The organism is Azospirillum thermophilum, assembly GCF_003130795.1.
GTDB classification, from domain to species: domain Bacteria; phylum Pseudomonadota; class Alphaproteobacteria; order Azospirillales; family Azospirillaceae; genus Azospirillum; species Azospirillum thermophilum.
The window spans coordinates 340,749-364,154 of the sequence record NZ_CP029354.1; the positions used below are offsets into that span (position 1 = coordinate 340,749).

22 protein-coding genes are annotated in these 23,406 nt (G+C 71.2%); 16 read left to right on the forward strand and 6 right to left on the reverse strand.

Annotated elements, in window-relative coordinates:
* Positions 1-37 precede the first annotated feature (37 nt).
* Positions 38-328: an MbtH family protein gene (locus DEW08_RS19750; protein ID WP_245986693.1), complete on the reverse strand. Its 291-nt coding sequence runs from the start codon at positions 326-328 to the stop codon at positions 38-40.
* Between the two features lie 383 nt (positions 329-711).
* On the opposite strand from DEW08_RS19750, the gene DEW08_RS30795 reads away from it, so the two are divergent.
* The 13 genes from DEW08_RS30795 to DEW08_RS19815 all read left to right on the forward strand — a co-directional run bounded on the left by DEW08_RS30795 (position 712) and on the right by DEW08_RS19815 (position 14,024).
* Complete coding sequence (locus DEW08_RS30795) at positions 712-981, forward strand: hypothetical protein (protein ID WP_146214733.1); 270 nt, start codon at positions 712-714, stop codon at positions 979-981.
* Positions 982-1,162: 181 nt separating this feature from the next.
* A complete protein-coding gene (gene sbnA / locus DEW08_RS19760) occupies positions 1,163-2,275 on the forward strand; it encodes a 2,3-diaminopropionate biosynthesis protein SbnA (protein WP_109330491.1) in 1,113 nt (370 codons plus the stop codon).
* Positions 2,272-3,282, forward strand: coding sequence for a 2,3-diaminopropionate biosynthesis protein SbnB (sbnB, locus tag DEW08_RS19765; protein WP_109330493.1), 1,011 nt, complete (start codon positions 2,272-2,274; stop codon positions 3,280-3,282). The genes sbnA and sbnB overlap by 4 nt, the downstream gene beginning before the upstream one ends.
* Before the next feature lie 57 nt (positions 3,283-3,339).
* Entirely contained in the window at positions 3,340-4,584 is a 1,245-nt protein-coding gene (thrC, locus tag DEW08_RS19770; protein ID WP_109330495.1) for a threonine synthase, read from the forward strand.
* Positions 4,585-4,646: 62 nt separating this feature from the next.
* Entirely contained in the window at positions 4,647-6,512 is a 1,866-nt protein-coding gene (asnB, locus tag DEW08_RS19775) for an asparagine synthase (glutamine-hydrolyzing) (RefSeq protein WP_109330497.1), read from the forward strand.
* Between the two features lie 12 nt (positions 6,513-6,524).
* A complete protein-coding gene (locus DEW08_RS19780) occupies positions 6,525-7,154 on the forward strand; it encodes a nucleoside/nucleotide kinase family protein (RefSeq protein ID WP_109330499.1) in 630 nt (209 codons plus the stop codon).
* Between the two features lie 79 nt (positions 7,155-7,233).
* Positions 7,234-8,067, forward strand: coding sequence for a 3-hydroxyacyl-CoA dehydrogenase family protein (locus tag DEW08_RS19785; RefSeq protein WP_281262060.1), 834 nt, complete (start codon positions 7,234-7,236; stop codon positions 8,065-8,067).
* A 61-nt stretch (positions 8,068-8,128) separates the two neighbouring features.
* The gene (locus DEW08_RS19790) at positions 8,129-8,380 is read left to right on the forward strand and encodes an acyl carrier protein (protein WP_109330503.1); all 252 of its coding nucleotides are present in this window, start codon (positions 8,129-8,131) and stop codon (positions 8,378-8,380) included.
* A 28-nt stretch (positions 8,381-8,408) separates the two neighbouring features.
* Positions 8,409-9,557: an acyl-CoA dehydrogenase family protein gene (locus tag DEW08_RS19795; RefSeq protein WP_109330505.1), complete on the forward strand. Its 1,149-nt coding sequence runs from the start codon at positions 8,409-8,411 to the stop codon at positions 9,555-9,557.
* Complete coding sequence (locus DEW08_RS19800) at positions 9,554-10,738, forward strand: class-II aminoacyl-tRNA synthetase family protein (protein WP_109330507.1); 1,185 nt, start codon at positions 9,554-9,556, stop codon at positions 10,736-10,738. Before DEW08_RS19795 ends, DEW08_RS19800 begins: the two co-directional genes overlap by 4 nt.
* Before the next feature lie 76 nt (positions 10,739-10,814).
* Positions 10,815-12,902, forward strand: coding sequence for an FUSC family protein (locus DEW08_RS19805; RefSeq protein WP_109330509.1), 2,088 nt, complete (start codon positions 10,815-10,817; stop codon positions 12,900-12,902).
* A 40-nt stretch (positions 12,903-12,942) separates the two neighbouring features.
* Positions 12,943-13,134, forward strand: a complete 192-nt coding sequence (locus tag DEW08_RS19810) for a DUF1656 domain-containing protein (protein WP_109330511.1) — start codon at positions 12,943-12,945, stop codon at positions 13,132-13,134.
* Positions 13,131-14,024, forward strand: a complete 894-nt coding sequence (locus tag DEW08_RS19815) for an efflux RND transporter periplasmic adaptor subunit (protein ID WP_211107238.1) — start codon at positions 13,131-13,133, stop codon at positions 14,022-14,024. Before DEW08_RS19810 ends, DEW08_RS19815 begins: the two co-directional genes overlap by 4 nt.
* 36 nt (positions 14,025-14,060) lie before the next feature.
* Here DEW08_RS19815 and DEW08_RS19820 read toward each other — a convergent pair whose 3' ends face one another.
* Together DEW08_RS19820 and DEW08_RS19825 are read right to left on the reverse strand one after the other, a co-directional pair.
* Positions 14,061-14,891 carry a TIGR04290 family methyltransferase gene (locus DEW08_RS19820; RefSeq protein WP_109330515.1) on the reverse strand — a complete coding sequence of 277 codons (831 nt, stop codon included), beginning with the start codon at positions 14,889-14,891 and terminating at the stop codon, positions 14,061-14,063.
* A 100-nt stretch (positions 14,892-14,991) separates the two neighbouring features.
* Complete coding sequence (locus tag DEW08_RS19825) at positions 14,992-16,698, reverse strand: methyl-accepting chemotaxis protein (RefSeq protein ID WP_109330517.1); 1,707 nt, start codon at positions 16,696-16,698, stop codon at positions 14,992-14,994.
* A 589-nt stretch (positions 16,699-17,287) separates the two neighbouring features.
* Here DEW08_RS19825 and DEW08_RS19830 point away from each other — a divergent pair.
* On the forward strand, positions 17,288-19,342 hold the full coding sequence (locus DEW08_RS19830) for a putative bifunctional diguanylate cyclase/phosphodiesterase (protein WP_168220433.1): 2,055 nt from the start codon (positions 17,288-17,290) through the stop codon (positions 19,340-19,342).
* Here the strand turns inward: DEW08_RS19830 and DEW08_RS19835 are convergent.
* Positions 19,279-19,743 carry a response regulator gene (locus DEW08_RS19835; protein WP_109330521.1) on the reverse strand — a complete coding sequence of 155 codons (465 nt, stop codon included), beginning with the start codon at positions 19,741-19,743 and terminating at the stop codon, positions 19,279-19,281. The genes DEW08_RS19830 and DEW08_RS19835 overlap by 64 nt on opposite strands.
* Positions 19,744-19,911: 168 nt before the next feature.
* Between DEW08_RS19835 and DEW08_RS19840 the strand changes: the two genes are divergently transcribed.
* Both DEW08_RS19840 and DEW08_RS19845 read left to right on the forward strand, forming a co-directional pair.
* Entirely contained in the window at positions 19,912-20,463 is a 552-nt protein-coding gene (locus DEW08_RS19840; RefSeq protein ID WP_109330523.1) for a methanogen output domain 1-containing protein, read from the forward strand.
* 5 nt (positions 20,464-20,468) lie between these two features.
* Positions 20,469-21,473 carry a histidine kinase dimerization/phosphoacceptor domain -containing protein gene (locus DEW08_RS19845; protein WP_109330525.1) on the forward strand — a complete coding sequence of 335 codons (1,005 nt, stop codon included), beginning with the start codon at positions 20,469-20,471 and terminating at the stop codon, positions 21,471-21,473.
* On the opposite strand, the gene DEW08_RS19850 is transcribed toward DEW08_RS19845, so the two are convergent.
* Positions 21,463-22,749 carry an FtsX-like permease family protein gene (locus DEW08_RS19850; RefSeq protein ID WP_109330527.1) on the reverse strand — a complete coding sequence of 429 codons (1,287 nt, stop codon included), beginning with the start codon at positions 22,747-22,749 and terminating at the stop codon, positions 21,463-21,465. The genes DEW08_RS19845 and DEW08_RS19850 overlap by 11 nt on opposite strands.
* Positions 22,746-23,363 carry an ABC transporter ATP-binding protein gene (locus tag DEW08_RS19855; protein WP_245986695.1) on the reverse strand — a complete coding sequence of 206 codons (618 nt, stop codon included), beginning with the start codon at positions 23,361-23,363 and terminating at the stop codon, positions 22,746-22,748. The genes DEW08_RS19850 and DEW08_RS19855 overlap by 4 nt, the downstream gene beginning before the upstream one ends.
* Between the last annotated feature and the right edge of the window lie 43 nt (positions 23,364-23,406).

Genomic DNA, 23,406 nt, shown 5'->3' on the forward strand with positions numbered 1-23,406 from the left:
TCCGGACGGCGCCGGTCCGCCGAGTCGCAAGTTGTCGTCAAGATCGTCGATCGAACCAGCCCGGAGGCCGCTCAGCGGATGCTGCGGGGCGCATGTCCTGCCAGTTTTCCGAAATATAGGCGAGACAGTCGTCCTTCGGCCCCGACTTGCCGGTGTCGGTCCAGCCCGAAGGAATGCCGCGGCCAGCCGGCCACAGAGCGTATTGACCCTCGTCGTTTACCACGACCTTGACCGTTCCATCCTGCCAATCCGACTGTGCCTGGCCCATAGCGTGCGATTCCGACTTTCTGGATGTGCGCGTGCGAATGAACGCGACAGGATTGTTCATCGGTAATTCGCAAAAATCAACAACGAGCTTAGAAAACTTTGTGATTGCGTCGCAGCGTTATCTATGGAATGACTCAAAAGGACGCATACGACGTAATAACGATAAATCACACACGGACGTATGATGTTCAATATCATAAAATTTAGTTGGAAACGACAGGACTGTTTGTCGGCATATCGAGAAAGCCCTTGGCACGATGGTGTGTCTCCTTGGCGATGAGTCGCCTTGAAAAGGAGACATAGGAATTCATTTGTCTGGATAAGGATTCGACGGCGCGCGCAAAAGGGAAAATAAGATAAAGATTTTCCCGCTAACACCGTTGACCTTGCCGATTATCGTATATAACGTGCATCATGTCCACTAACCTAACTGGAGGTTGTTTAATGAGCACCGATCCGAAGGCCGACATCAAGGCGCAGGCCGACCAGAAGAAGGCCGAGGCCAAGGGCGAGCACAAGGCTGCGGCCAAGGCGGACAAGAAGGACGCCGCCAAGGCGCAGAACAAGGTCGCCGAGAAGGCCAAGCTGAAGGGCCAGTACAAGGCCGGCCTGAAGGCCCAGTACAAGTCGGACGAGAAGGGCAAGCTGAAGGCCGACCACAAGCTGGTCGAGAAGCAGAAGGCCCAGGCCGCGGCGCTGTCCGCCGGCCAGTAACCGGACCGGCCCGGATCCGAAGGCCGCGAGGCCGGCGGGTCCGGGATTGCCGAGGCTCGGGGACGGCGGGCGGACCACGGACAGGCCGCCCGCCGGACCTCCGGCCGGCGCGGCCGGGCGGCGATCGCAGCCGAAAAACGACGATCGAAAAAACGACGATCATGGAAGGGACTCGGGCGACATGCCGATTCTGACCAATCCGCTCGACCTGATCTTCCACAACCTGTTCTTCGACGTGCAGGGGATCGCGGGCAGGGGACAGCTCCTGCTGAAGCTGGAAGGCTACAACGTCACCGGCTCGATCAAGATCAAGCCCGCCCTGTTCATGATCAACGAGCTGGAACGCCGCGGGGTGCTGGAGCCCTGCCGCTCCACCGTGATCGAATCCTCCTCCGGGAACCTCGGCATCGCGCTCGCCCTGGTCTGCGCGCTGCGCGGCTATGCCTTCATCTGCATCAGCGATCCCAACATCTCGCCGACCAACCGCCGCTCGATCGAGGCCTATGGCGGCAAGGTCGTGATCGTGGAGCACAAGGATCCGCAGGGCGGCTATCTGGCGAGCCGGATCGAGCATATCCGCGGCCTGCTGGCGGAGAATCCGGACTATGTCTGGCTGAACCAGTACGCCAACCCGGCCAATCTGCAGGCCCACGCCGACTGGACGGCGCTGGAGATCCTGAACGAGGTGCCGAAGGTCACGCATCTCTACGTCGGCTCCGGCACCACCGGCACGCTGATGGGGCTGACGCGGCGCTTCGCCGAGCTGTCGCCCGAGACGAGGATCATCGCGGTGGAGCCCGAGGGTTCCGTCACCTTCGACGAGACGCGGGCCGGCCGCCGCCTCATCCCCGGCATCGGCACCAGCCGCCGGCCGGAGCTGGCCGACCCCGCCGGGCTCGACCGCATCGTCTACGTCCCGGAGGTCGACACCATCCGCATGTGCCACAAGCTGGCGCGGCGCCACGGGCTGCTGCTCGGCGGCTCGACCGGGTCGGTGCTGGCGGCGGTGGCGGCGGACGCCGAGAGCTTCGACGCCGGCAGCACGATCGTCGCCGTCTCCCCCGACCTCGGCGACAAGTATCTCGAGACGATCTTCTCGCCGGACTGGGTGAAGGCCTCCTACGGGGTGAACCCGGCCGTCCTGTCCGACAGCACGCCGGTGGCGCCGTGCGAACCGCTCGGCAGCATCATCGCCCGCCATTCCCCGCCGAAGCCGGGCCGGCTGCGGTCCGCGCCGCCGCCCGCGGTGCGGCGCGAGGCGGTGCGCGAACGGGTCCATGAGGAAGGTGCATGATGAGCGGCCCCGAACAGCGGTTCGACGTGGTCGGCGCCGACGCGATCGCCGACATCCTGGCGTCCAGCCGGGCCGAGGTGGTGTCGCTGGTGCGCGAGGCCTATCTGGCCCACCATGCCGGACGCACCATCAACCCCGACAGCTACTTCCTGCGCTTCCCCGACCGGCCGAGCGCCCGCATCATCGCGCTGCCCGCCCGGCTGCAGGACGGGCAGGACGTCGCCGGCATCAAGTGGATCTCCAGCTTTCCCGAGAATCACGGGCGCGGGCTGGCGCGGGCCTCGGCGGTGGTCGTGCTGAACGACATGGCGACCGGCTTCCCCTATGCCTGCCTGGAAGGCTCGCACATCAGCGCCGCGCGCACCGCGGCCTCCGCCGTGCTGGCGGCCGAGCTGCTGCACGGCGGCAAGCGGGCGCGCACCGTCGCCATCGTCGGCGCCGGGCCGATCGCCGCCACCCATGTGGACTATCTGCTGGAGACCGGCTGGGACGTCGGCGGCTTCCGCCTGGCCGATCTGGTGGCGGAGCGGGCGGAAGCCTTCCGCGACCGGCTGCGCGCCCGCGGCCAGCAGGCGGAGACCGCCGCGACGGTGGAGCAGGCGGTGCGCGGCGCCGATCTGGTGCTGTTCGCCACCACCGCGCCCAGGCCCTATCTCGACGACCCGGCGCTGTTCACGGCGGAGCAGACGGTGCTGCACGTCTCGCTGCGCGACCTCGGCGTGCCGGTGATCCTGTCGGGCCAGAACGTGGTGGACGACGTCGAGCATTGCCTGAAGGCGCAGACCTCGGTCCATCTGGCCGAGCAGCAGACCGGCGGCCGCGGCTTCATCGCCGGCACCATCGCCGACCTGCTGACCGGGCGGGTCCGGCCCGATGCCGGCCGGGTGCGGCTGTTCTCGCCCTTCGGGCTCGGCGTGCTGGATCTGGCGGTGGCCCGCTTCATCCATTCCAGGGCGGTGGACGAGGGGCGCGGCATCGCCATCCCCGGCTTCTTCGCCGCCCCCTGATCCCGCCCCGTCCGTCCTTCCCGACCCGAAACCGCCCCCCGTATCCGCCGGAGCATCATGGCCGAGCCCTGCCGCCTGACCACCGACCGAGCCGACTGCGTCGCCTGCGGGCGTCCGCAGCCGCTGCCGGCCGGCGCGGCGGTCTGCGACTGCGGCCGGCGGGAGAACTTGGCCGTGCGCTATCCGCTCGATCCGGCGCGGCGCGCGGCGCTGCTCGCCGCCGTCGCGGCGGGGGAGCGGTCGCTGTGGCGCTACGCCCCGCTGCTGCCGGTCGGGGCGCGCCATGCCAGCCGGCTGCAGGTCGGCTGGACGCCGCTGATCGATTGCGGCGAGGTGGAGGGCGTCCGGCTCCACCTGAAGGACGAGACGCGCAACCCCAGCGGCTCGCTGAAGGACCGGGCGAGCGAGGTGGTGGTGGCGGTCGCCGCCGCCCGGGGGGTGGAGCGGGTGGTCGTCGCCTCCACCGGCAACGCCGCCGCCTCGCTCGCCTGCATCGCGGCGTCGGCCGGGCTGACGGCGGTGATCCTGGTGCCGCAGACGGTGCCGCAGGCGAAGCTGGCGCAGATCCTGGCCTATGGCGCGACCGTCTACCGGGTCGCCGGCAGCTATGACGACGCCTTCGCCCTGGTCGAGACGGCGTCGGAGAGGCTCGGCCTGTTCAACCGCAGCACCGGCCTCAACCCCTTCACCCGCGAGGGCAAGAAGACGGTGGCGCTGGAGATCGCCGAGCAGCTCGGCTGGCAGGCGCCGGACTGGGTCATCGTGCCGACGGGCGACGGCAACATCCTGAGCGCGGTGTGGAAGGGCTTCCGCGAGCTGGCGGCGCTGGGCCTGATCGCCCGTACGCCGCGCCTCGTCGCCGCCCAGTCCGCCGCCTCCCCGGCCATCGCGCGGGCGCATGGCGCCCATCCGCTGCTGCCGCCGCCGGATGCGGCGGAGACCACCGTCGCCGACAGCATCACGGTCGACCGCCCGCGCGACGGCACCGCCGCCCTGCAGGCGCTCGCGGAGTCGGACGGGCTGGCGGTGGAGGTCGACGACGAGGCGATCGTCGCCGGTGTCGGCGAGGCCGCCGCCCGCTTCGGGCTGTTCGTCGAGCCGTCGGGCGGCGCCGCGGTCGCGGCCTTCCGCAGGCTGGCGCGGGCCGGCCTGTTCGAGCGGAACCAGCGCGTCGTCTGCCTTGCCACCGGCAGCGGGCTGAAGGACCTGCGGCCGATTCTCGGCGCCGTCACGCCGGAGTGGCTGGACCGCAGGGCGCCGCTGGTCCGGCCGGGCGACTGGCAGAGCATCGCGCCCTCCTGAGGCCGGGTCCGCCCGGCGGCCTCCTTCCACCATCGTCACGGTCAATTCCAGGGTTCACGGCTTTGTGCGGCATCTGCGGGGTCTTCCGGATTACGGGCGGGGAGCCGGTCTCCCGGACGGTGGTGGAGGCGATGACCCGCACCATCCTCCACCGCGGCCCCGACGATTCCGGGGTGGCGCTGTTCGACCGGGCGGCGCTGGGCTTCCGCCGGCTCAGCATCATCGACCTCGACACCGGCCATCAGCCGCTGTCCAACGAGGACGGCACGCTCTGGCTGGTCTGCAACGGCGAGATCTACAATTACCGCGCCCTGCGCGAGGAGCTGGCCGCCAAGGGGCACCGCTTCCGCACCCGCACCGACGTCGAGGTGCTGCTGCACCTCTACGAGGAGGAGGGGGAGGCGATGCTGGACCGGCTGAACGGCCAGTTCGCCTTCGCCATCCTCGACACCCGGCGCGACCGGCTGTTCCTGGCGCGCGACCAGTTCGGGGTGGCGCCGCTGTTCTACACGGTGGCCGGCGGCACCTTCCTGTTCGGCTCCGAGGTCAAGGCCATCCTCGCCCATCCCGGCGTCGAGCGGCGGGTGGACCTGACGGGGCTGGACCAGGTGATCGCCCTGCCGGGGCTGGTCAGCCCGCGCACGATGTTCGCCGGCATCGAGAGCCTGCCGCCCGGCCATGCCCTGACGGTCGACGGGGACGGGGTGCGCAGCCGGCGCTACTGGGATCTGGTCTATCCGGCCGAGGCCTCCCCCGCCGATCCGCGCAGCGAGGAGGAGATCCGCGAGGAGCTGACCCATCGCCTGCGCGAGGCGGTGCGGCGACGGCTGCAGGCCGACGTGCCGGTCGGCGCCTATCTCAGCGGCGGGCTCGATTCCTCGCTGGTCGCCGCCCTGATGCGGCAGTGCGGGGCCGAGGCGATCGAGACCTTCTCCATCGCCTTCGCCGACCGGCTGCTCGACGAGCGCGAGCATCAGCGGCTGATGGCCCGCCATCTCGGCAGCCGCCACCATGAGATCGAGCTGGACGACGCGGGGATCGAGGGACGGCTGCGCGCGGTGATCCGCCATTGCGAGTGCCCGATCAAGGAATCCTACAACACCGCCTCGCTGGCGCTGTCGGCCGCGGCGCGGGCGGCCGGCGTGCCGGTGGTGCTGAGCGGGGAGGGGGCCGACGAGCTGTTCGCCGGATATATCGGCTACCGCTACGACGCCTTCCGCCGCGCCCGCGGCCCCATGGTTCCGCCGCAGGGGCGGGAGGCGGCACTGCGCCGCGCGCTGTGGGGCGACGAGACGGTCTTCTACGAGAAGCATCTGGCCGACCATGAGTCCGTGCGCCGCGGGCTCTACGCGCCGGACATCGCCGCGGGCTTCGCCGATTTCGAGTTCGCGCGGTTCGGCCTGATCGATCCGGCGATGCTGCGCGGCCGTCACCCGCTGCACCAGCGGGCCTATCTGGACCTCAAGCTGCGGCTGGGCGACCACCTCGTCGGGGACCACGGCGACCGCATGCTGCTCGGCAACTCGGTGGAGGGGCGCTTCCCCTTCCTCGACGTCGAGGTGGCGGATCTGGCGGCCCGCATGCCGCCGGAGCTGAAGCTGAACGGCTTCACCGAGAAGTACATCCTGAAGCAGGCCGCCCGCCTGCTGTTGCCGCAGGGCATCGTGGAGCGCGAGAAGTACGCCTTCGCCGCGCCGGGCAGCCCGCAACTGCTGCGCGCCGGGGTGCCCTGGGTGGAGGAGCTGCTGTCGCCCGGCACCGTGCGCCGCCACGGCTATTTCGATGTCGGAATGGTGGAGGCGCTGAAGGCCCGCTACCGCGAGCCCGATTTCACGCTGGCCGGCGCCAACGAGGAGGACCTGCTGATGATCGTGCTGACCTTCGGCCTCTTCGTCGAGGAGTTCGACATGCCGCGGCTGGGTGCGTGAGGGAGGATCGCGATGGCGACGCGCAAGACCCTGGTGGTGGCGGTCAGCGGCCCGTCCGGCGCCGGCAAGACCAGCCTGATCGAGGCGGCGGCCGGGCGGCTGGGCGACACGGCGCGGCTGCATTTCGACCATTACATCACGCTCGGCAACGACATCGGCGAGATCACCGCCTGGCTGGAGGCCGGCGGCGATCCCGACCGGGTGGCGACGCCGCAGCTCGCCAGCGACCTGCAGCGGCTGATCGACGGCGGCTGGATCGAGCGGCCGCACGACCGCAGCCCGGTCGGTCCCGCCGAGTTCGTGATCCTGGAGGAGCCGTTCGGCCGCTCCCGCACCGAGGTCGGCACGCTGATCGACTTCGCCGTCCACCTCGACGTGCCGCCCGACGTGGCGCTCGCCCGCCGCACCCTGCGGCTGCTCGGCGAGCGGCCGGAGATCGGCGACGCCGCCGTGCTGGGCGAGGTGGAGGGGCAGCTCCGCGCCTTCCTCGCCGCCGGGCGGGAGGCCTATCTCGCCGCCGACCGGGCGGCACGGGCGGCGGCCGACCTCGTGCTCGACGGCATGCGGCCGGTCGAGGGGCTGGTGGAGGAGCTGCTGGCGGCCATCGCCGACCTGCGGCGCCCGGCCGGCGGCGGAGAGTGAGCAGGCGCAAGCGACGGATCAATCGACCAGTCGAGAGGCATCGAAGGGCATGACAGCGAAGACATTCAGGAAGGTCGGCGTGGTTGGCGCGGGCGTCATCGGATCGGGCGTCGGGCATCTGTTCGCCCAGTCCGGCCACGAGGTGGTGCTGGTCGACCGGCGGCCGGAACAGCTCGACACCGCGCGCGGCTGGATCGCGAAGAACGCGCGTCTCTTCGCCTTCCTGCAGAAGGACCTGCCGCCGCCGGGCGAGGTGCTGCCGCGCATCGACTTCACGACCGACCTGGAGAGGCTCGCGTCCTGCGACTTCGTCGTGGAGAACATCACCGAGAACTGGGAGATGAAGCGGGAGCTGCACCAGTCGCTCGACCGCATCCTGTCGCCCGGCACGCCGCTCGCCGCCAACACCTCGGCCATCCCGATCACCCGCATCGCCGGGGTCGGGCGCCATCCGGAGCGCGTGGTCGGCATGCACTTCATGAACCCGGTGCCGGTCATGCCGATGGTCGAGATCATCCGCGCCGTGCACAGCAGCGAGGCGGCGATGCAGGCGGCCCGCACCCTGGTGGAGGAGGCCGGCAAGCAGTCGATCGCCGTCAACGACTCCCCCGGCTTCGTCACCAACCGCGTGATGATGCTGATGGTGAACGAGGCGATGTTCCTGGTTCACGAGGGGGTGGCGAGCGTCCCGGACGTCGACCGGCTGTTCCAGACCTGCTTCGGCCACAAGATGGGGCCGCTGGCGACGGCGGACCTGATCGGGCTCGACACCGTGCTGCTGTCGCTCGACACGCTCTACCTCGAATTCAACGACAGCAAGTACCGGCCCTGCCCGCTGCTGAAGCAGAAGGTCTATGCCGGGCTGCTCGGCCGCAAGAGCGGCGAAGGCTTCCACCGCTACCGCGAGGACTGACCGGCCGGCGCCCGCCGGGCCGCAAGGCAGCCTCTCCCCTTCCAGCCAGGAAAAGGACACCATGGCCAACAGCACCCACATCCGGAAGATCGTCGATTTCATGGCCCGCGCCTTCCAGCGCGACGACGTGCCGGTGGACGAGGACATCTTCGCCTCCGGCTTCGCGACCTCGCTCTTCGCGATGCAGCTCGTCGATTTCGTCGAGCGCGAGTTCGGCATCACGGTGGAGGCCGAGGATCTGGAGCTCGACAATTTCCGCAGCGTCGCCGCCGTCGCCGCCCTGGTCGAGCGCAAGACCGCCCGGGCGGCCTGAGCGGACCGGCAGAAGGGGGACCGCAGCCATGCTGTTGCTGGAAGACTTCCGCGCCCAGCGGGAGGAGTTGCGCGACTTCGCGATGCGGGAGATCGCCCCGCACGCGCAGCGCATCGACCGTGAGGAGCGCATCCCGGCCGAGGTGATCGCCTCCCTGCGCGAGGCGGGCGTCTTCGCCAGCGGCTTCCCCGCGGCCTATGGCGGCACGGCCGGCGACGACCCGGCGGCCGACGCCGTCCGCCACGGCCTGATGCACGAGGCGCTGGGCATGGCGAGCGCCTCGGCCCAGGGGCTGGTCAACGTCCACCACATGGGCGGCTTTCCCATCGCCCGCTGGGGAACCCGCGAGCAGAAGGAGGCCTGGCTGCCGCGCCTGACCTCCGGCGAGTTGCTGGCCGCCATCGCCATCACCGAGCCGAACGTCGGCAGCCAGGCCGGCGCCGTCGAGACGCGGGCGGTGCGCGAAGGATCGGACTATGTGATCACCGGCACCAAGTGCTGGATCACCTGCGGCCAGTCGGCCGACCTGTTCGTGCTGATCACCGGGTCGGACGAGGGGCCGGCCGCCTTCATCCTGCCGCGCGACACGCCGGGCCTGACGATCGAGCCGATCCGCGGGCTGCTGGGCTGCCGCGGCTACATGCTGGCCAAGCTGCACCTCGACCGCTGCCGCGTGCCGGGCGACCGGCTTCTCGGCAAGCCGGGATTCGGCGTCACCCACGTCGCGGCGGCGGGGCTGGATGCCGGGCGCTACAACCTCGCCTGGGGCTGCGTCGGGCTGGCGCAGGCCTGCCTGGACGCCTCGGTCGCCTATGCGCGCAGCCGGCGCCAGTTCAACGCGCCGATCGGCGACCACCAGCTCGTCCAGCGCATGATCACCGGCATGGCGACGGACATCCATGCCGCCCGCCTCACCTGCTGGCATGCCGGCGTCGCCCGCGGCCGGCGCGACCCCTCGGCGGTGAAGGAGGGGGCGATGGCGAAATACCTGGCGTCCAGGATGGTCAACAGGGTGGCGAACGACGCGCTGCAGATCCACGGCGCCAACGGCTGCGGTCCCGACTTCCCGCTGGAGCGCCATTACCGCGACGCCCGCATCATGGAGATCATCGAGGGCACCTCGCAGATCCTCGAAGGCGCCATCGCCCGCTACGTCTACCAGGAGGCGGCGCCATGAGCGCGGTCGAGGACGGGACGGTCCGCCGCAGCTTCGACCTCGGCCGGCTGGGCGAGGCGGGGGTGCGGGCCATCCTCGACGGGCTGCGCAGCGTGGGGGAGGAGGTGCGCGACGCCGCCTTCGACCCCGCCACCGGCCTGCTGACGGTGGAGCTGACCGGCGCGCAGGCGGTGCCGGAGGTCGAGCGCTTCGTCGCCGGCATGCGCCGCACGCTGCGCTTCGTCAACCGCAAGGTGCTGAAGGAGAACCGGGCGGAGCGGCTGGTCCCCGGCCCGATCGACGAGGAGCTGCGCGCCTGCGGCGACCTGCAGATCCTGGGGGAGGGGCTGACCGGCCTGCGCGGCCGGATGCTGGCGCTGTTCCGCTTCTTCGAGCGCGAGGTGAAGGCGATCGCCGACGGCTTCGGCGCGGAGGACAACCACTATCCCGTCATGATCCCCAACGCGCTGCTGGCCGAGATGGGCTATTTCGGCCATTTCCCGCAGCACGTCACCTTCTGCTGCCATCTGCCGGACAGCCTGCCGGTGCTGGAGGCGGTGGCGGCGGAGTCGAAGCAGCCGGCCCTGCACGGGCTGCCGCGGCTGGACGGCCTGCTCGACCCGCCGCAGCATGTGCTGACGCCGGGGGTGTGCCTGCCCTGCTACGTGCAGCAGCGCGACCGCGTGCTGGCGCCGGGCGAGGTGCGCACGCTGACCATGCAGAACCACGTCTTCCGCTATGAGGCCAACAACTTCCGCCCGCTGGCGCGCGGCTGGGACTTCACGGTACGCGACATCGTGTTCTTCGGGGCGCGGGAGGATGTGGAGCGGCTGCGCGGCGAGGTGATGGAGCGCGCCTTCGCGTTCTGCCGCGAGCTGGATCTGGAGGCGACGCTGGAGCTGGCGAACGACCCCTTCTTCCTCGACGCCAGCCGCGACAAGGCGGTGTACCAGCGCATGGGCGAGGTGAAGTACGAGCTGCTGGTCCATCTGCCGCAGCGGCCGGAGCCGCTCGCCGTGTCCTCCTTCAACCTGCACCGCGACTATTACACCGCCATCTACAACACGCGTCTTGCCGACGGCGGGCTGGCGGAGAGCGCCTGCATGGGCTTCGGTCTCGACCGCTGGCTCTACGGCTTCCTCAGCCAGAAGGGGCTTGACCCGGCCGACTGGCCGGAGCGCGTGCGGGCGGCGGTCGCCTGATCCATCCGGCCCCCGGCCCTGTTGTCCTCCCCGGGGGTGCTGTCCCCGGCAGGCATGACAGGGGGCGGGGGACGACATGGGAGCGGCAACGGCCATCGGGCGGATCGTGGCGCGGCTCGACGCGCGGCTGCCGGCGCGGCGCGACCTGCTGTTCTCGCTGAAGACGGCCTTCGCCGGGCTGCTCGCCCTGTTCATCGCCTTCCGCCTGCAGCTGGAGCAGCCGGAATGGGCGATGATGACGGTCTACATCGTCTCCCAGCCGCTGGCCGGCATGCTGATCTCCAAGGGTGTCTACCGCATCCTCGGCACGCTGGCCGGGTCGGCGGCGGCGCTGACGCTGGTCGGGCTGGCCGCCCAGATCCCGGAGCTGTTCATTCCGGCCATCGCCCTGTGGCTCGGCGTCTGCGCCGCCGGGGCGACGGTGCTGCGCTCCAACCGCTCCTACGGCTTCGTGCTGGCGGGATACACGGCGCTGATCATCGGCTTCCCGGCGGCGCAGACCCCGTCGCTCGCCTTCGACCTCGCGGTGGCGCGGGCGACGGAGATCATCCTGGGCATCCTCGTCGCCTCGGCGGTCAACCGGATCGTCTTCCCGCAGTATGTCCGGACCGCCCTGCCGGCCCGCCTGCGCTCCGCCCTGCCGGGGGTGGCGGGCTACGCGGCGCGGGTGCTGCGCGGGGCCGGAACGGAGGTGCGGGAGGCGCGCCGCCGCCTGATCGGCGAGGCCCTGGCGCTGGAGGACATGACCGACCTCAGCGCCTTCGAGGCGCCGGAGCTGCGCCGCCGCACGCCGCAGGTCCGCCACTTCATCGGCGGCCTGCTGTCGGTGCTGTCCTCGGCCCTGGCGGTCCACGACCACATGGAGCGGCTGGAGACGGACCATGCCGACCGGCTGCTGGCCGATCTCGCCCCGGTGGTCGACCGGGTGGCCGGGGTGCTGGAGCGTCTGGCCGCCGATCCGCGCGCGCTCGACGATCCCGACCGGCTCGACCGCGAGCTGGCCGAGGGGGCGGAGCTGATCGACGCGCATCTGAAGAGCACGGTGACGCCGGACCGGGCGAGCGGGATCGACGTCGCCTTCCATGCGGTGGTGCTCGGCCGGCTGTGGACGATGGTGGCGGACCTGCGGGACTGCATCGCCACCCATCGCGAGATCGTCTCGCCGCGGGGGCGGCTGCCGGCGGCCGGGGCGGTGCGCAGCGGGCCGGCGCTGCACGTCGACTACCGCCGCGCCGCGGTCAACGGGTTGCGCGCCGCCATCGCGCTGCTGATGATCTGCGCGATCTGGATCGTCACGGCCTGGCCGAACGGGCTCACCGCGGTGGTCATCGTCGGCGTGCTGTGCAGCCTGTTCGCCTCGCGCGACAACCCCGTGGCGGTCAGCCGGGAGTTCATCAAGGGGGCCGCCCCGGCGGCGCTCGCCGCCTTCTGCGTCAGCTTCCTGGTGCTGCCGCACCTGTCGGGCTTTCCGCTGCTGGCGGCGGCCCTGTTCCCCTTCCTGTTCGGGGCGGGTCTGGCGATGGTGAACCCGCGCATGGTCGGGCGCGGCACCGCCTTCGGCATCTTCTTCATCTCGCTGACCGCGCCGAGGAACGCGATGGGCTACGACCCCGCCGCCTTCCTCAACAACGCCATGGCGCTGTTCACCGGCATGGCCATCGCGGTGACCGCCTATGCGGTGATCTTCCCCAGCGACCGGCGCAGGATCGTCGACCGGCTGATCGACGGCATGATCCGCGAGCTGCGCCGGCTGGCCGCCGATCCGGTGCTGCCGCGGCGGCGGCGGTTCGAGCATCGCATGTACGACCGCATCAACCTGCTGCTGACCGGCGCCCCGCCGGCCGAGGTGGAGGGGCTGCTGCGCGGCGGGCTGGCGGCGCTGACCGTCGGGCTGGAGATGGCGCGGCTGCGCCGGCTTCTGCCGCAGCTTCCCGACGGCCCGGCGGGGGCGGTGCGCGCGCTGCTGTCGGCCCTGTCGGCGCAGCTCTCCGCCCCGCCCGGCACCGCGCCGGCCGCAGCGGCCGAGGCGGCGCGGCGGACCGAGGAGCGGCTGTTCGCGGCGCTCGGCGGCGGCGGGCCGGTGGTGGAGGCCATCGCCTCCGCAAGGCTGATCGGCGAAAGCCTGGCCGGCCAGCCGGGAGCCTTCACCCGCCGCGGCCGTTAACGAAGTCCGGGAAACCGCGGCGCGAAACGGGGGAGGCTCCATGCGCAGCATCGAGATCGCCGGCGTCACCGTCGCCCCCTTCGCCCTGCATGTGCTGGAGGCCGCCGTCCTCTATGCGCTGCTGCAGGCCCTGCTGGTGCGGCTGAACGCCTACCGGCTGGTCTGGCACCGGCCGCTGTTCGACACGGCCCTCTTCGTCAGCCTCGTGAGCGTGGTGACCCTATGCCAATGATCCTTCCCGCCCTGCGCGTCCTGGTCACGCTGGCTGCGGTGGCGCTCGCCGCCGTGCTCGGCTGGGCGCTCTGGCAGCATTACATGCTGGAGCCCTGGACGCGCGACGCCCGGGTGCGCGCCGACGTGGTGACCATCGCCCCCGACGTGTCGGGCGTGGTGGTCGAGGTGCGGGCGCGCGACAACCAGCAGGTCGCCAGGGGGGAGGTTCTGTTCACCATCGACCAGGAGCGCTACCGGCTGGCGCTGGTCCAGGCGGAGGCCCAGGCGGACTCGCGGCGCAGCGACTGGATGTCCCAGCGCTCCCAGGCGGAGCGGCGCGAGCAGCTCGGCCGTTTCGCCTCGGCCGAGGAGCGCGAGCGGATGGAGGCCGGCGCCGCCATGGCGCGGGGCGCCTACGACCAGGCGCTCGCCGCCCGCGACGTGGCGCGGCTGAACCTGGAGCGGACGGAGGTGAAGGCGCCGGTCGACGGCTATGTGACCAACCTGTCGGTCAATGCCGGCGACTATGCGACGGCGGGCAAGCCGATGCTGGCGGTGATCGACCGGACCTCCTTCTGGGTCAGCGGCTATTTCGAGGAGACGAAGATCCCGGCGATCCACGAGGGCGATCCGGTCACGGTCGAGCTGCTCGGCGGCCGGCAGGCGATCGCCGGCCATGTCGAGGGCGTCAGCCGCGCCATCGCCGACCGCGAGAACCGTACCGGCGACGAACTGCTGGCCGACGTGAACCCGACCTTCACCTGGGTCCGGCTGGCCCAGCGCATTCCCGTGCGCATCCGGCTGGATCAGGTACCGGAGGGGGTGCGGCTGGTGGCCGGGATGACCTGCACCGTGACCGTCACCCCCGGCGGCTCCGGGCGCCGCCCGGCGCTGCTGTCCCTGCGCTGAGCGGTGCCGCGTGGAGCGGTGCCACGGGGAGCTGTGCTACGGGGCGGACCGCCCGGTCGCGGCGCGCAGCTCCTCACCCAGCAGGGTGGAGCGCGGGGTGACGCGGTCGGGCTCGCACAGGTAGATGTCCGGCGCGGCCTGCACGGTCGGCGTCATGCCGGCCGAGCGCAGCATCGCCAGCACCGCCGCGTGGTCGGGAATCCACCAGTTCGTGTGGTCCTTGCAGAAGGAGCCCTCGATGAAGGACAGGCGTGGCCAGCCGGGCTGTCCGATGAGGTCCATGTTCTGGAAGTCGGTGTCGCCGCGCGAGGCCTGCGACACCGCCTCGCCCGGCATGCGCAGGGACTGGAAGACCAGCATGCGGCCCACCTTCTCCGCCACGAGGTCGAGGCCGAGCAGCGGATAGCGCAGGTGGTAGAACACCCCCATGAAGAGGACGAGGTCGAAGCGCTCCGTCCAGCGGGCGAGGTCGTAGACCTGACACTGGCGGAAGCGGATGCGGTCCTCCAGCCCGAACTGGCCGGCCGCCCAGCGGGCCTGGTCCAGATACATGGAGTTCATGTCGATCGCCGTCACCCGCGCGCCGCGCTTGGCCAGCTCCAGGCTGTAGAAGCCGGCGTTGCAGCCGATGTCGAGGGCCGTCCAGCCGGACAGATCCTCCGGGATCCGGTCGCGGAACTGGCGCCACTTCCAACCCGGGAAATCGCCGAAATGGTGGTCCGGGCAGGTCTGCCGGCCGTCGGGCAGATGCAGGTTGTGGAACCAGTGCCCCAGAGCGTCGATGTCCCGGCGCGACGTCTTCCCGGCTGGCGATTTCCCCTCCGGCCGCGGCTGCCCGGGGGTCGGATCCTTCAGCGGAACATCCATGGCGCAACTCTTCCTGGTTTGACGGACAACCTTCCGTCAACACCGGACTGCTGCAGCGGTTCCGCTGCGGCCTCCGCCGGGGAACGGGAAGCGCCGGCCGTCAGGCGGCGCGGATGAAGGAGAGGAAGGTCTCCACCTCCCGGCGCAGGCTGTCCGACTGCGCCGACACCTCCTGCGACGCACCAAGGACCTGGGTGGCGGCGGTGCCGGTCTGGCTGGCGGCCTCGTTCACCTGCACGATGCTGCCGGTGACCATCTCCGTTCCCTGGGCGGCCTGCTGGACGTTGCGGGTGATCTCGCCGGTGGTGGCGTTCTGCTCCTCGATGGCGGCGGCGATGGCCGAGGCGATCTCGTTGATCGAGGCGATGGTGCCGACGATGCCGTCGATGGCCTCGACCGTTCCCTGGGTGGCCGCCTGCACCGCGGCGATCTGGCCGGCGATCTCCTCGGTGGCGCGGCCGGTCTGGGCGGCCAGCGTCTTCACCTCGGACGCCACCACGGCGAAGCCCTTGCCGGCCTCGCCGGCGCGCGCCGCCTCGATGGTGGCGTTCAGCGCCAGCAGGTTGGTCTGGCTGGCGATGTCCTGGATCAGCCGCACCACCTCGCCGATGCGCTCCGCCGCCTCGGCGAGGCCGTGGACCGACAGGATGGTCCGCTGCGCCTGGGTCGCGGCGGTGGAGGCGATGCTGGTCGAGCTGGCGACCTGCCGGCCGATCTCCTGGATCGAGGCGGCCATCTCCTCGGTGGCCGCCGCCACGGTCTGCACGTTGGCGCTGGTCTGTTCCGCCGCCCTGGCCGACTGCCCGGCCTGCGTGTTGGTCCGGTCGGCCAGCACCGCCATCGTCCGGGCGGTATCGGTGAGTTGGGCCGAGGCGGAGGAGACGCTGCCCAGCACCATGGTGACGGAGCGTTCGAAGGCGGCGATGTGCTGCTCGATCTGCTTCTGGCGGGTTTCCTTGCGGGCCTGCTCGGACTGCTTCTCCTCCTCGAGGGCGCGATTGGTGATGGCGGCGTTCTTGAACACCTCCAGGGAGCGCGCCAGCGATCCCACCTCGTCCCGCTGGCCGGTGCCGGCCACCAGGATGTCGAGGTCGCCCCTTGCCAGCCGCTCCATCAGCGTGGCGATGCCGCCGAGCGGCCGGATGACGCGGCCGAGCGTGGTGACCAGAGCGAAGACGATCGAGGCCATCCCCAGCAGGACGCAGAACCCGAGCAGCAGACGGGACCAGCGATAGGTCTCCTGGCCCTCCCCATAGATCGCGGAGGCGCCCTCGATCTGGATGTCCACCAGCCGCCCGATGGCCTCGGTGACCGGATCGATCGCCGGATAGAGCGAGGCCGTCACGAAGCGGTCGAGCCCGTCGCGGTCCCCGGCGGCCAGCAAGGCACGCAGTGCCGAGATCGCGGCGGCGGCCTGCTCCATGCGCTGCCTCGCCTCGCCCGCCTGCCGCTTCTCCTCGTCGTCCATGTAGGTGTCCATGTAGGCCGACCAGCGCGTCCTGATCTCGCCGACCGCCTGATCGATCGCCTGCCCGCCCTGCTCCCAGCCCAGGGCGCCGCTGCGCACCTTGTGTGCGGTGTCCACGATGTTGACGGCATACATGTCCGAAGCGACCTTCAGATCGCGCAAAGGAACGATGCGGTCATGAAAGATGCCCTCGATCCCCTCATTGGATCTCATCAATGAAACCCATCCCGTCGCGGAGATGGCCAGCAGAAGAAGGCTCAATGCGCCGAGAGCAACCAGGAGCCGGGTTTTGATCGTCGTCAAGTCGCTCTCCCTGAGCGGGGGCCGGGGTGCACACAAGGATATGATTGTCTGGAGTTTATATCAAATACTCCGAAGGTCACGAGATGGGGCCGTCCCCTATGACGTAGTGGCGGCTTCGTCATAGGGAGCCGATAGCAAATGACGGTGCCTTGCTCCGATGTGGCGTCCTACAAAAGTACGGTGTTTTGCAGAAATTTCTTGAATGGGAGATCTTTGTTTCCTGGACGTGATCATAAAGTTCATGGCGCCGAATCCATGGCCGGCGATGCCGAGTCCCGTGCTCGTTCCCTTCCGGAGCGGCACACGCTCCCGGCGTCGGCGGCAACCTGCAAAGGTCTCCCCATGGTGGACGGCAGCCGCGCCGCTTGCCGGCCGGTCTCCGCCACCGGAAGGGAGGAATGGCGGCCGGCCCGGTGCAATCCCAGGATCCGGCGGACGGCCGTCGACTGAGGCAGCCTGTCGCTGCGCCAATCTTCTCCTGTTCCCGCCGGGCGATCCGCGATACCAGGGACGGCTCGCGGCGGCAGCCCGTCCACGAGTCCTTAACCTTTCCTTGCGACGATTACGCGTCTTAAATATCGGTATATGCAACCCATTGATGGAATCGGGGAGGTCCGGCATCCGAATGAGTGATCGGCCAATCCCCGCGCCCGGGCCGGCGGACGATGGCGAGGCGGGGCGCTCCCCGGCCATTCCGATGGACCTGCGGCGCCGGCTTGCCGGCCTGCACGGCGATGCGGTCCTGACGGTCGCCGCGGACGGACGGGTGCTGGACAGCCAGCCGGCCTTTCCGCCGCTGGACTGGAGCTTCACGCGCCCCGACGGGACGGAGGCGACGGTCGAGCTGACGATGGTCCCGGTGCCGGAGTGCGGCGGCGCGGCACGGCTGGCCGTCGCCCGCGATGTCAGCGCCCGCCGGCTGATCGAGCAGCGCATGCTGCTGTCGGAGCAGAAGTTCGCCAAGCTGTTCGCCATCAGCCCGGATCCGATGATCGTCTCGGAGATCGCGACGGGCCGTATCCTGGACGTGAACCTCAGCTTCTGCACCACCTTCGGCTTCTCGCGCGAGGAGGTGCTGGGCCGCAGCACGATCGGGATCGGGCTGTGGAACGATCCGCAGCAGCGGGCGGACACGGTGGCGCAGATGCGCCGGCAGGGCCAGCTGCGCAACCACGAGGTGGAGTTCCGCGCCAAGGACGGGCGGCTGATCTCGGTCCAGGGCTCGTCGGCCGAGGTGGTGATCGAGGGGCGGCCCTGCTGGCTGGTGCAGTTCAAGGACATCACCGAGAGCAAGGCCCACCTGGCGATGGTGGAGTTCCTGGCCCACCACGACTCGCTGACCGGCCTGCCCAACCGCAAGCGCCTGCACGAGGCGGTGACCGACCGGATCCTGCGGGACGGCGAGACGAACGGCGGCTTCGCCCTGATGCTGATCGACCTCGACCGTTTCAAGGAGATCAACGACACGCTGGGCCATCATGTCGGGGACGAGCTGCTGCGGCTGGTCGCGGCGCGGCTGCAGGAGACGGCCGCCCTGCGCACCGGCTTCGTGTCCCGGCTGGGCGGCGACGAGTTCGCGGTGCTGCTGCCCGACGAGGGGGTGGAGCAGGCCAAGAGCTGGGCGGCCGATTTCCTGTCCCTGATGCGCCAGCCCTTCGCGCTGGAGGGCCTGCGGATCGAGGTCGGGGCCAGCATCGGCATCGCCGTCTATCCGATCGACGGCCGCGACTCCTCCACGCTGCTGCGCTGCGCCGACGTCGCCATGTACATCGCCAAGCGCAAGCAGACCGGCTATTCGCACTACATCGCCCAGGCCGACACGCACAGCGCCACCCGCCTCGCCCTGATGGCAGAGCTGGGGGAGGCGATGCGCGCCGGCCATCTGTGCCTGCACTACCAGCCGATCCTGCGGGTGCGCGAAGGGACCGTCAGCGGCATGGAGGCGCTGGTCCGCTGGCAGCACCCGCTCTACGGCCTGATCCCGCCCGGCGACTTCGTGCCGATGGCGGAGATGAGCGACCAGATCCACGACCTGACGGGCTGGGTGCTGAACGCCGCGGTGGCCCAGGCGGTGACGTGGCGGCAGTCCGGCCACCGCTGGCGCATGGCGGTCAACCTGTCGGCGCGCAACCTGATCAACGACGGCCTGCCGGACCTGGTGCGCGCGGTCCTGGAGCAGCACGGGCTTCCTCCCGGCCGGCTGGAGCTGGAGATCACCGAAACGGCGATGATGGCCGATCCCGACCGCGCCCTGTCGGTGCTGACCCGCATCGCCGATCTGGGGGTGGAGATCGCCATCGACGATTTCGGGACGGGCTACTCCTCCTTCACCACGCTGCGCCGGCTGCCGCCGGTCGCCACGCTGAAGATCGACCAGTCCTTCGTGCGGCGGATGCTGGGGGGACGCCGACGCGGCGGTGGTCCACACCATGATCCTGCTGGCGAACCGGCTCGGCACCCGCGCCGTCGCCGAGGGGGTGGAGAGCACCGAGCTGCTGGCCGCCCTGCGGCGGATCGGCTGTCCGGAGGCGCAGGGCTATGCCATCGCCCGCCCGATGGAGGCCGCGATGGTCGAGCGCTGGTCCCTGCAGGGACATTGAGGCGGCGCCGCCGCCGTCAGGCGCGGTCCAGCTCCTGCGCCGCCCGGTCGAGCGCGAGGCGGAGCTGGTTGCGGCTGTAGGGCTTGGTCAGGACGGCGAAGGGCTGGGCGGCGGCGGCCCGCTCCAGCGTCGCCCGGTCGTTGTGGGCGGTCAGGAACAGGCTGCGGATGCCGTAGAGCCGCCGGATGTCGTGCGCCGCCTCCACCCCGTCGGTGCCGCCCGCCAGCCGGATGTCCATCAGGACGAGGTCGGGGCGCGTCGCCCCGGCCTCCCGCACCGCCTCCGGCCCTTCGGCCAGGACACCGCACACGCTGTGGCCGAGCACCTCCAGCATCATCTCCAGATCCATGGCGGCGATCGCCTCGTCCTCCACCACGAGGACGCGCAGGCTGCGCGTCCGCCGCCCTTCCGGTCCTGCGCACTCCTCGACGGCGGGAACCGGTGGGATGTCCCGGCCTGCGGCCTGCGTGACGCTGATCATCTCTTCCAGGTCCTGGATGTCCGGTTGCCGATGCACGGCCGATACGGCCTGCTGCAAACCGGTGTGCGGCTCACCACGTTCGGATGTATGCACCCTAGGCAGCTTGAACGGGGCTGACAACCCGCACAAAAGTCATGAAGATGCCGGGGCGAGGCAGGAGAGGGCGAGATGACGGACAACCTGGACGGGCCGCGGACGGCGGCCGACCTACCGATTCCGCTGGAACGCGACCTGTTCCTGCGCACGCTGATCCGCGAACTGGCCGGGACGCTGGAGGAGGTGGTCGGGCTGCGCGAGGCGTCGGGCTACATCAGCGTGGTCGGCGGGCGCATCGGCGAGTGGCTGGACCGCGAGTACCGCGAGGGCTTCGGCACCGGCCGGCTGGACCGCGGGCAGGTGGCCGACGCGCTGGTCGACCTGAAGCGCCGCATCCGGGGCGACTTCTTCATCATGGAGCAGACGGACGACCGCATCGTGCTGGGCAACCGGGCCTGCCCCTTCGCCGAGAAGGTGGTCGGCCGGCCGAGCATGTGCATGATGACCAGCAACGTCTTCGGCCAGATCACCGCGCGCAACCTGGGCTATGCCAAGGTCGAACTGCAGGAGACCATCGCGCAGGGTGCCGCCGGCTGCCGCGTCGTCGTCCATCTCCGCGAGACGCCGGCCGCCGCCGCCGCGGACGGGCGCGAGTATTTCGCTCCGTCCACCCCCTCCGGCTGACCGGCATGGCGATCGACGGATTCCTCATCCCGGCCGACCGGCTGGCCGATCCGCTCCTGCTGGTGACGGCGGACGGCACCGTCCTGTCCGCCAATCCGGCGGCGGTGGAGGCGTTGGGGCTGCGGGCCGGCGGGAGCCTCGCCACGCTGGCCGACGAGGCGGAGCGGCTGGCCGGCTGGCTCGCCCTCTGCGCCACGTCGGCGGAGCCGCTGCCGGGAAGCCTCGCCCTGGCCGACGGGCGGGCCTTCCGCGCCGACGGCTTCCGGATGCCGGCGAGCGGGCAGGGCGCCGCCGCGGCCGTCTGCCTGCGGCTGCGCGAGAAGACGGTCTCCAACGGCTCCTTCGTCGCCTTGAACGAGAAGATCGCCGAGCTGTCGCGCGAGGTCCGCGTGCGGCTGGCCGTCGAGGCGGATCTGCGCCGGACGCTGGAGGAGCGCGACGCGCTGGTCCGCGAGCTGCACCACCGCATCCGCAACACGCTGCAGGTGATCGCCAGCCTGGCGGCGCTGGAGGCGGGCGGCGATGACGCCGGCGCCGGCCGGGCGCTGCGCGACCATGCCAACCGCGTCAAGGCGATCGGCATCATCTACCGCCACCTTTACGGCAAGCACCTGCTGGAGGTGCCGCTGGCCGGTTTCCTGACCGAACTCGCCGGGGAGACGGCCCAGCGGCCGGCGCCGCCCGCCCTGTCGGTGGAGGATGAGCCGGGGGAGGTCCGCCTCGGCCTCGACCGTGCCGTGCCCTTCGCGCTGCTGGTCCATGACCTGATGGCGATGGCGTCGACCCTGGCGGGGGAGCGCGGTCCGGCGGCGGCCCTGACGCTCAGCCTGCGGGTGGACGGGGAGGGGCGGCTGGTCTTCCGCACCGTGGTGACGCCCGCCGCGGCGGGGCAGGGCGCGTCTCCGGCGCCGCTTGGCCGGCGCGAGATGCTGCTGCCCCGGCTGGCGCGGCAGATCGGCGGGACCCTGGCGCTCGATCCCGACGGGGCGGCCCTGACGGTCAGGCCCTGAGCCCGGCGGCGACCGGCTGGCGGTAGCTCCAGGCGGCGGGCACCAGGGCGAGCAGCCCGCCGGCCAGCACCAGGGCCGCGACCATCGCGACCTCGCCGGAGCCGAGCGCCACGGGCAGCGCCAGGCCGGTGCGGGCCCGCAGCACCTCCGAGAAGGCGAGCGCTCCCAGCCAGCCGAGCCCCAGGCCGGCGATGCCGCCCGCCGCCACCAGCAGGGTGACCTGCAGCCAGACCGCGGCGAAGACATAGCCGCGCGACGCCCCCAGCGCCCGCAGCACGGCGAGCGGCCGGCGGCGCGTCGCCAGCGTGGCGAAGACCGCCAGCAGCACGGCGGCCACCACCAGCACCTGCGTCGCCACGGCGATCACCGACACCAGCGCGCGGGCATCGCCGAGGGTGGCGTAGAGCTCCACCAGCACCTCCGCCGGGAAGACGGCCATGGTGACCGGCTGTCCGCCCTGGCCGGGCGCGTTCAGGAGCCCGCGCAGCCGGTAGGCGTCGCCCACCGACTTCGGTTTCACCACCAGCGCCGGCACGCCGGCCGGGGCCGGATCGTCGAAACGGTCGCCGACCACCAGTCCGGACGGCGGACCGGACCGGCCGCGGTCGGCGGCATGGCCGGTCGGCAGCCCGTGCAGCCACCACACCGCCTCCACCGGCACCAGGATGGCGCGGTCCCAGGGCGAGCCCTGGCGGGGCAGCCGGCCGACGACCTGATACTCCAGCTCCTGATGGACGGCCGGATCATGATGATCGCCGTCCTCATGGGCATCGTCATCATCGTCATCCTCGGCGGCGTGGCCCTGGCCGTGGCGCGGCTTGAAGCGGGCGCCGAGCGGAAGCTCCACGTCGGCGCCCACCACCGCTTCCGTCGCGGCGGCGAACAGCCGCCCTTCCGCCGGGCTGCCGGACAGCGCCAGGAAGGCCGCGGTGGTGCCGACCACCGGATAGCGGCCGTGGCTGTCGCCGAAGGCGATGGGTGCGGCCAGCTCCACCCCCGGATCGGCCTGCAGTCGGGAGAGCAGCGAACCGTCCACCAGCCGGAGCGGACTCGGCTGCAGATAGACGGTGGTGAGGACGAGCTGGGTCGGGCTGCCCGGCGCGCCGACCACGAGGTCGAAGCGGTCGGCGGCCCGCGCGCTTCCCTTGCGCAGGGCGCGCTCCTGGGCGGATACCGCGACGCCGAGCGCCACGGCGAGCGCCACGAGGAGGACCACGGCAAGGGCGCCGGCCCAGCCCTTGCGCAGATCGGCGGCGACGACGGGCCAGGGATTCATCGGATCTCTCCCAGCGGAACCGGCTTCGCCAGGGCCAGCACGGAATCGAGCCGGCCGGCGAGCGCCATGTCATGGGTCACCAGCACCAGCGTGCTGCCAGCCTCGCGCACCAGCTCCAGCAGCAGGTCGGCGACGGTCGCGGCGGCGGCGGCGTCCAGGCTGGCGGTCGGCTCGTCGGCCAGCACCAGGGGCGGGCGGAACAGCAGGGCGCGGGCGACGGCCACCCGCTGCATCTCGCCGCGCGACAGGCTCTCCACCGGCTGGTGCGGATCGCGGAGGCCCACCCGCTCCAGCAGGGACAGGGCGGCCCGGCGGGTTTCGGCCGAGGCCCCGGCGGCGCGGAAGCTGGCCGGCAGCAGCACGTTGCCGAGCGCGTCCATGCCGGGGAACAGGTGGAAGTCCTGGAAGATGAAGCCGACCGTCCGGCGCCGCCAGCGGTCGCGGGCCGCCTCCGACAGGGGCGGGAGGTCGGTGCCGCAGACGGTGAGGCGGGTGCAGTCCGGCCGCTCCAGCCCGCTCAGCACCGAAAGCAGCGAGGTCTTGCCGCAGCCGGAGGGACCGGTGACCGCGAGGCTGGCCCCGCCCGCCAGATCGAGCGCCGGGATGTCCAGCACCGGCAGCCGCCCCCCGATCGCGTGCGGCCCGCCCGGATGCGGT

What these genes read in the sequence shown, in the direction of transcription:
- DEW08_RS19810 (WP_109330511.1), top strand. Translation starts at nt 12,943, where the DNA reads ATGCGCAGCATCGAGATCGCCGGCGTCACCGTCGCCCCCTTCGCCCTG.
- DEW08_RS19835 (WP_109330521.1), bottom strand. Translation starts at nt 19,743, where the DNA reads ATGATCAGCGTCACGCAGGCCGCAGGCCGGGACATCCCACCGGTTCCC.
- DEW08_RS19815 (WP_211107238.1), top strand. Translation starts at nt 13,131, where the DNA reads ATGATCCTTCCCGCCCTGCGCGTCCTGGTCACGCTGGCTGCGGTGGCG.
- sbnA (WP_109330491.1), top strand. Translation starts at nt 1,163, where the DNA reads ATGCCGATTCTGACCAATCCGCTCGACCTGATCTTCCACAACCTGTTC.
- sbnB (WP_109330493.1), top strand. Translation starts at nt 2,272, where the DNA reads ATGATGAGCGGCCCCGAACAGCGGTTCGACGTGGTCGGCGCCGACGCG.
- DEW08_RS19850 (WP_109330527.1), bottom strand. Translation starts at nt 22,749, where the DNA reads ATGAATCCCTGGCCCGTCGTCGCCGCCGATCTGCGCAAGGGCTGGGCC.
- DEW08_RS19805 (WP_109330509.1), top strand. Translation starts at nt 10,815, where the DNA reads ATGGGAGCGGCAACGGCCATCGGGCGGATCGTGGCGCGGCTCGACGCG.
- DEW08_RS19750 (WP_245986693.1), bottom strand. Translation starts at nt 328, where the DNA reads ATGAACAATCCTGTCGCGTTCATTCGCACGCGCACATCCAGAAAGTCG.
- DEW08_RS19790 (WP_109330503.1), top strand. Translation starts at nt 8,129, where the DNA reads ATGGCCAACAGCACCCACATCCGGAAGATCGTCGATTTCATGGCCCGC.
- DEW08_RS19830 (WP_168220433.1), top strand. Translation starts at nt 17,288, where the DNA reads ATGAGTGATCGGCCAATCCCCGCGCCCGGGCCGGCGGACGATGGCGAG.
- thrC (WP_109330495.1), top strand. Translation starts at nt 3,340, where the DNA reads ATGGCCGAGCCCTGCCGCCTGACCACCGACCGAGCCGACTGCGTCGCC.
- DEW08_RS19800 (WP_109330507.1), top strand. Translation starts at nt 9,554, where the DNA reads ATGAGCGCGGTCGAGGACGGGACGGTCCGCCGCAGCTTCGACCTCGGC.
- DEW08_RS30795 (WP_146214733.1), top strand. Translation starts at nt 712, where the DNA reads ATGAGCACCGATCCGAAGGCCGACATCAAGGCGCAGGCCGACCAGAAG.
- DEW08_RS19820 (WP_109330515.1), bottom strand. Translation starts at nt 14,891, where the DNA reads ATGGATGTTCCGCTGAAGGATCCGACCCCCGGGCAGCCGCGGCCGGAG.
- DEW08_RS19795 (WP_109330505.1), top strand. Translation starts at nt 8,409, where the DNA reads ATGCTGTTGCTGGAAGACTTCCGCGCCCAGCGGGAGGAGTTGCGCGAC.
- DEW08_RS19840 (WP_109330523.1), top strand. Translation starts at nt 19,912, where the DNA reads ATGACGGACAACCTGGACGGGCCGCGGACGGCGGCCGACCTACCGATT.
- DEW08_RS19780 (WP_109330499.1), top strand. Translation starts at nt 6,525, where the DNA reads ATGGCGACGCGCAAGACCCTGGTGGTGGCGGTCAGCGGCCCGTCCGGC.
- DEW08_RS19845 (WP_109330525.1), top strand. Translation starts at nt 20,469, where the DNA reads ATGGCGATCGACGGATTCCTCATCCCGGCCGACCGGCTGGCCGATCCG.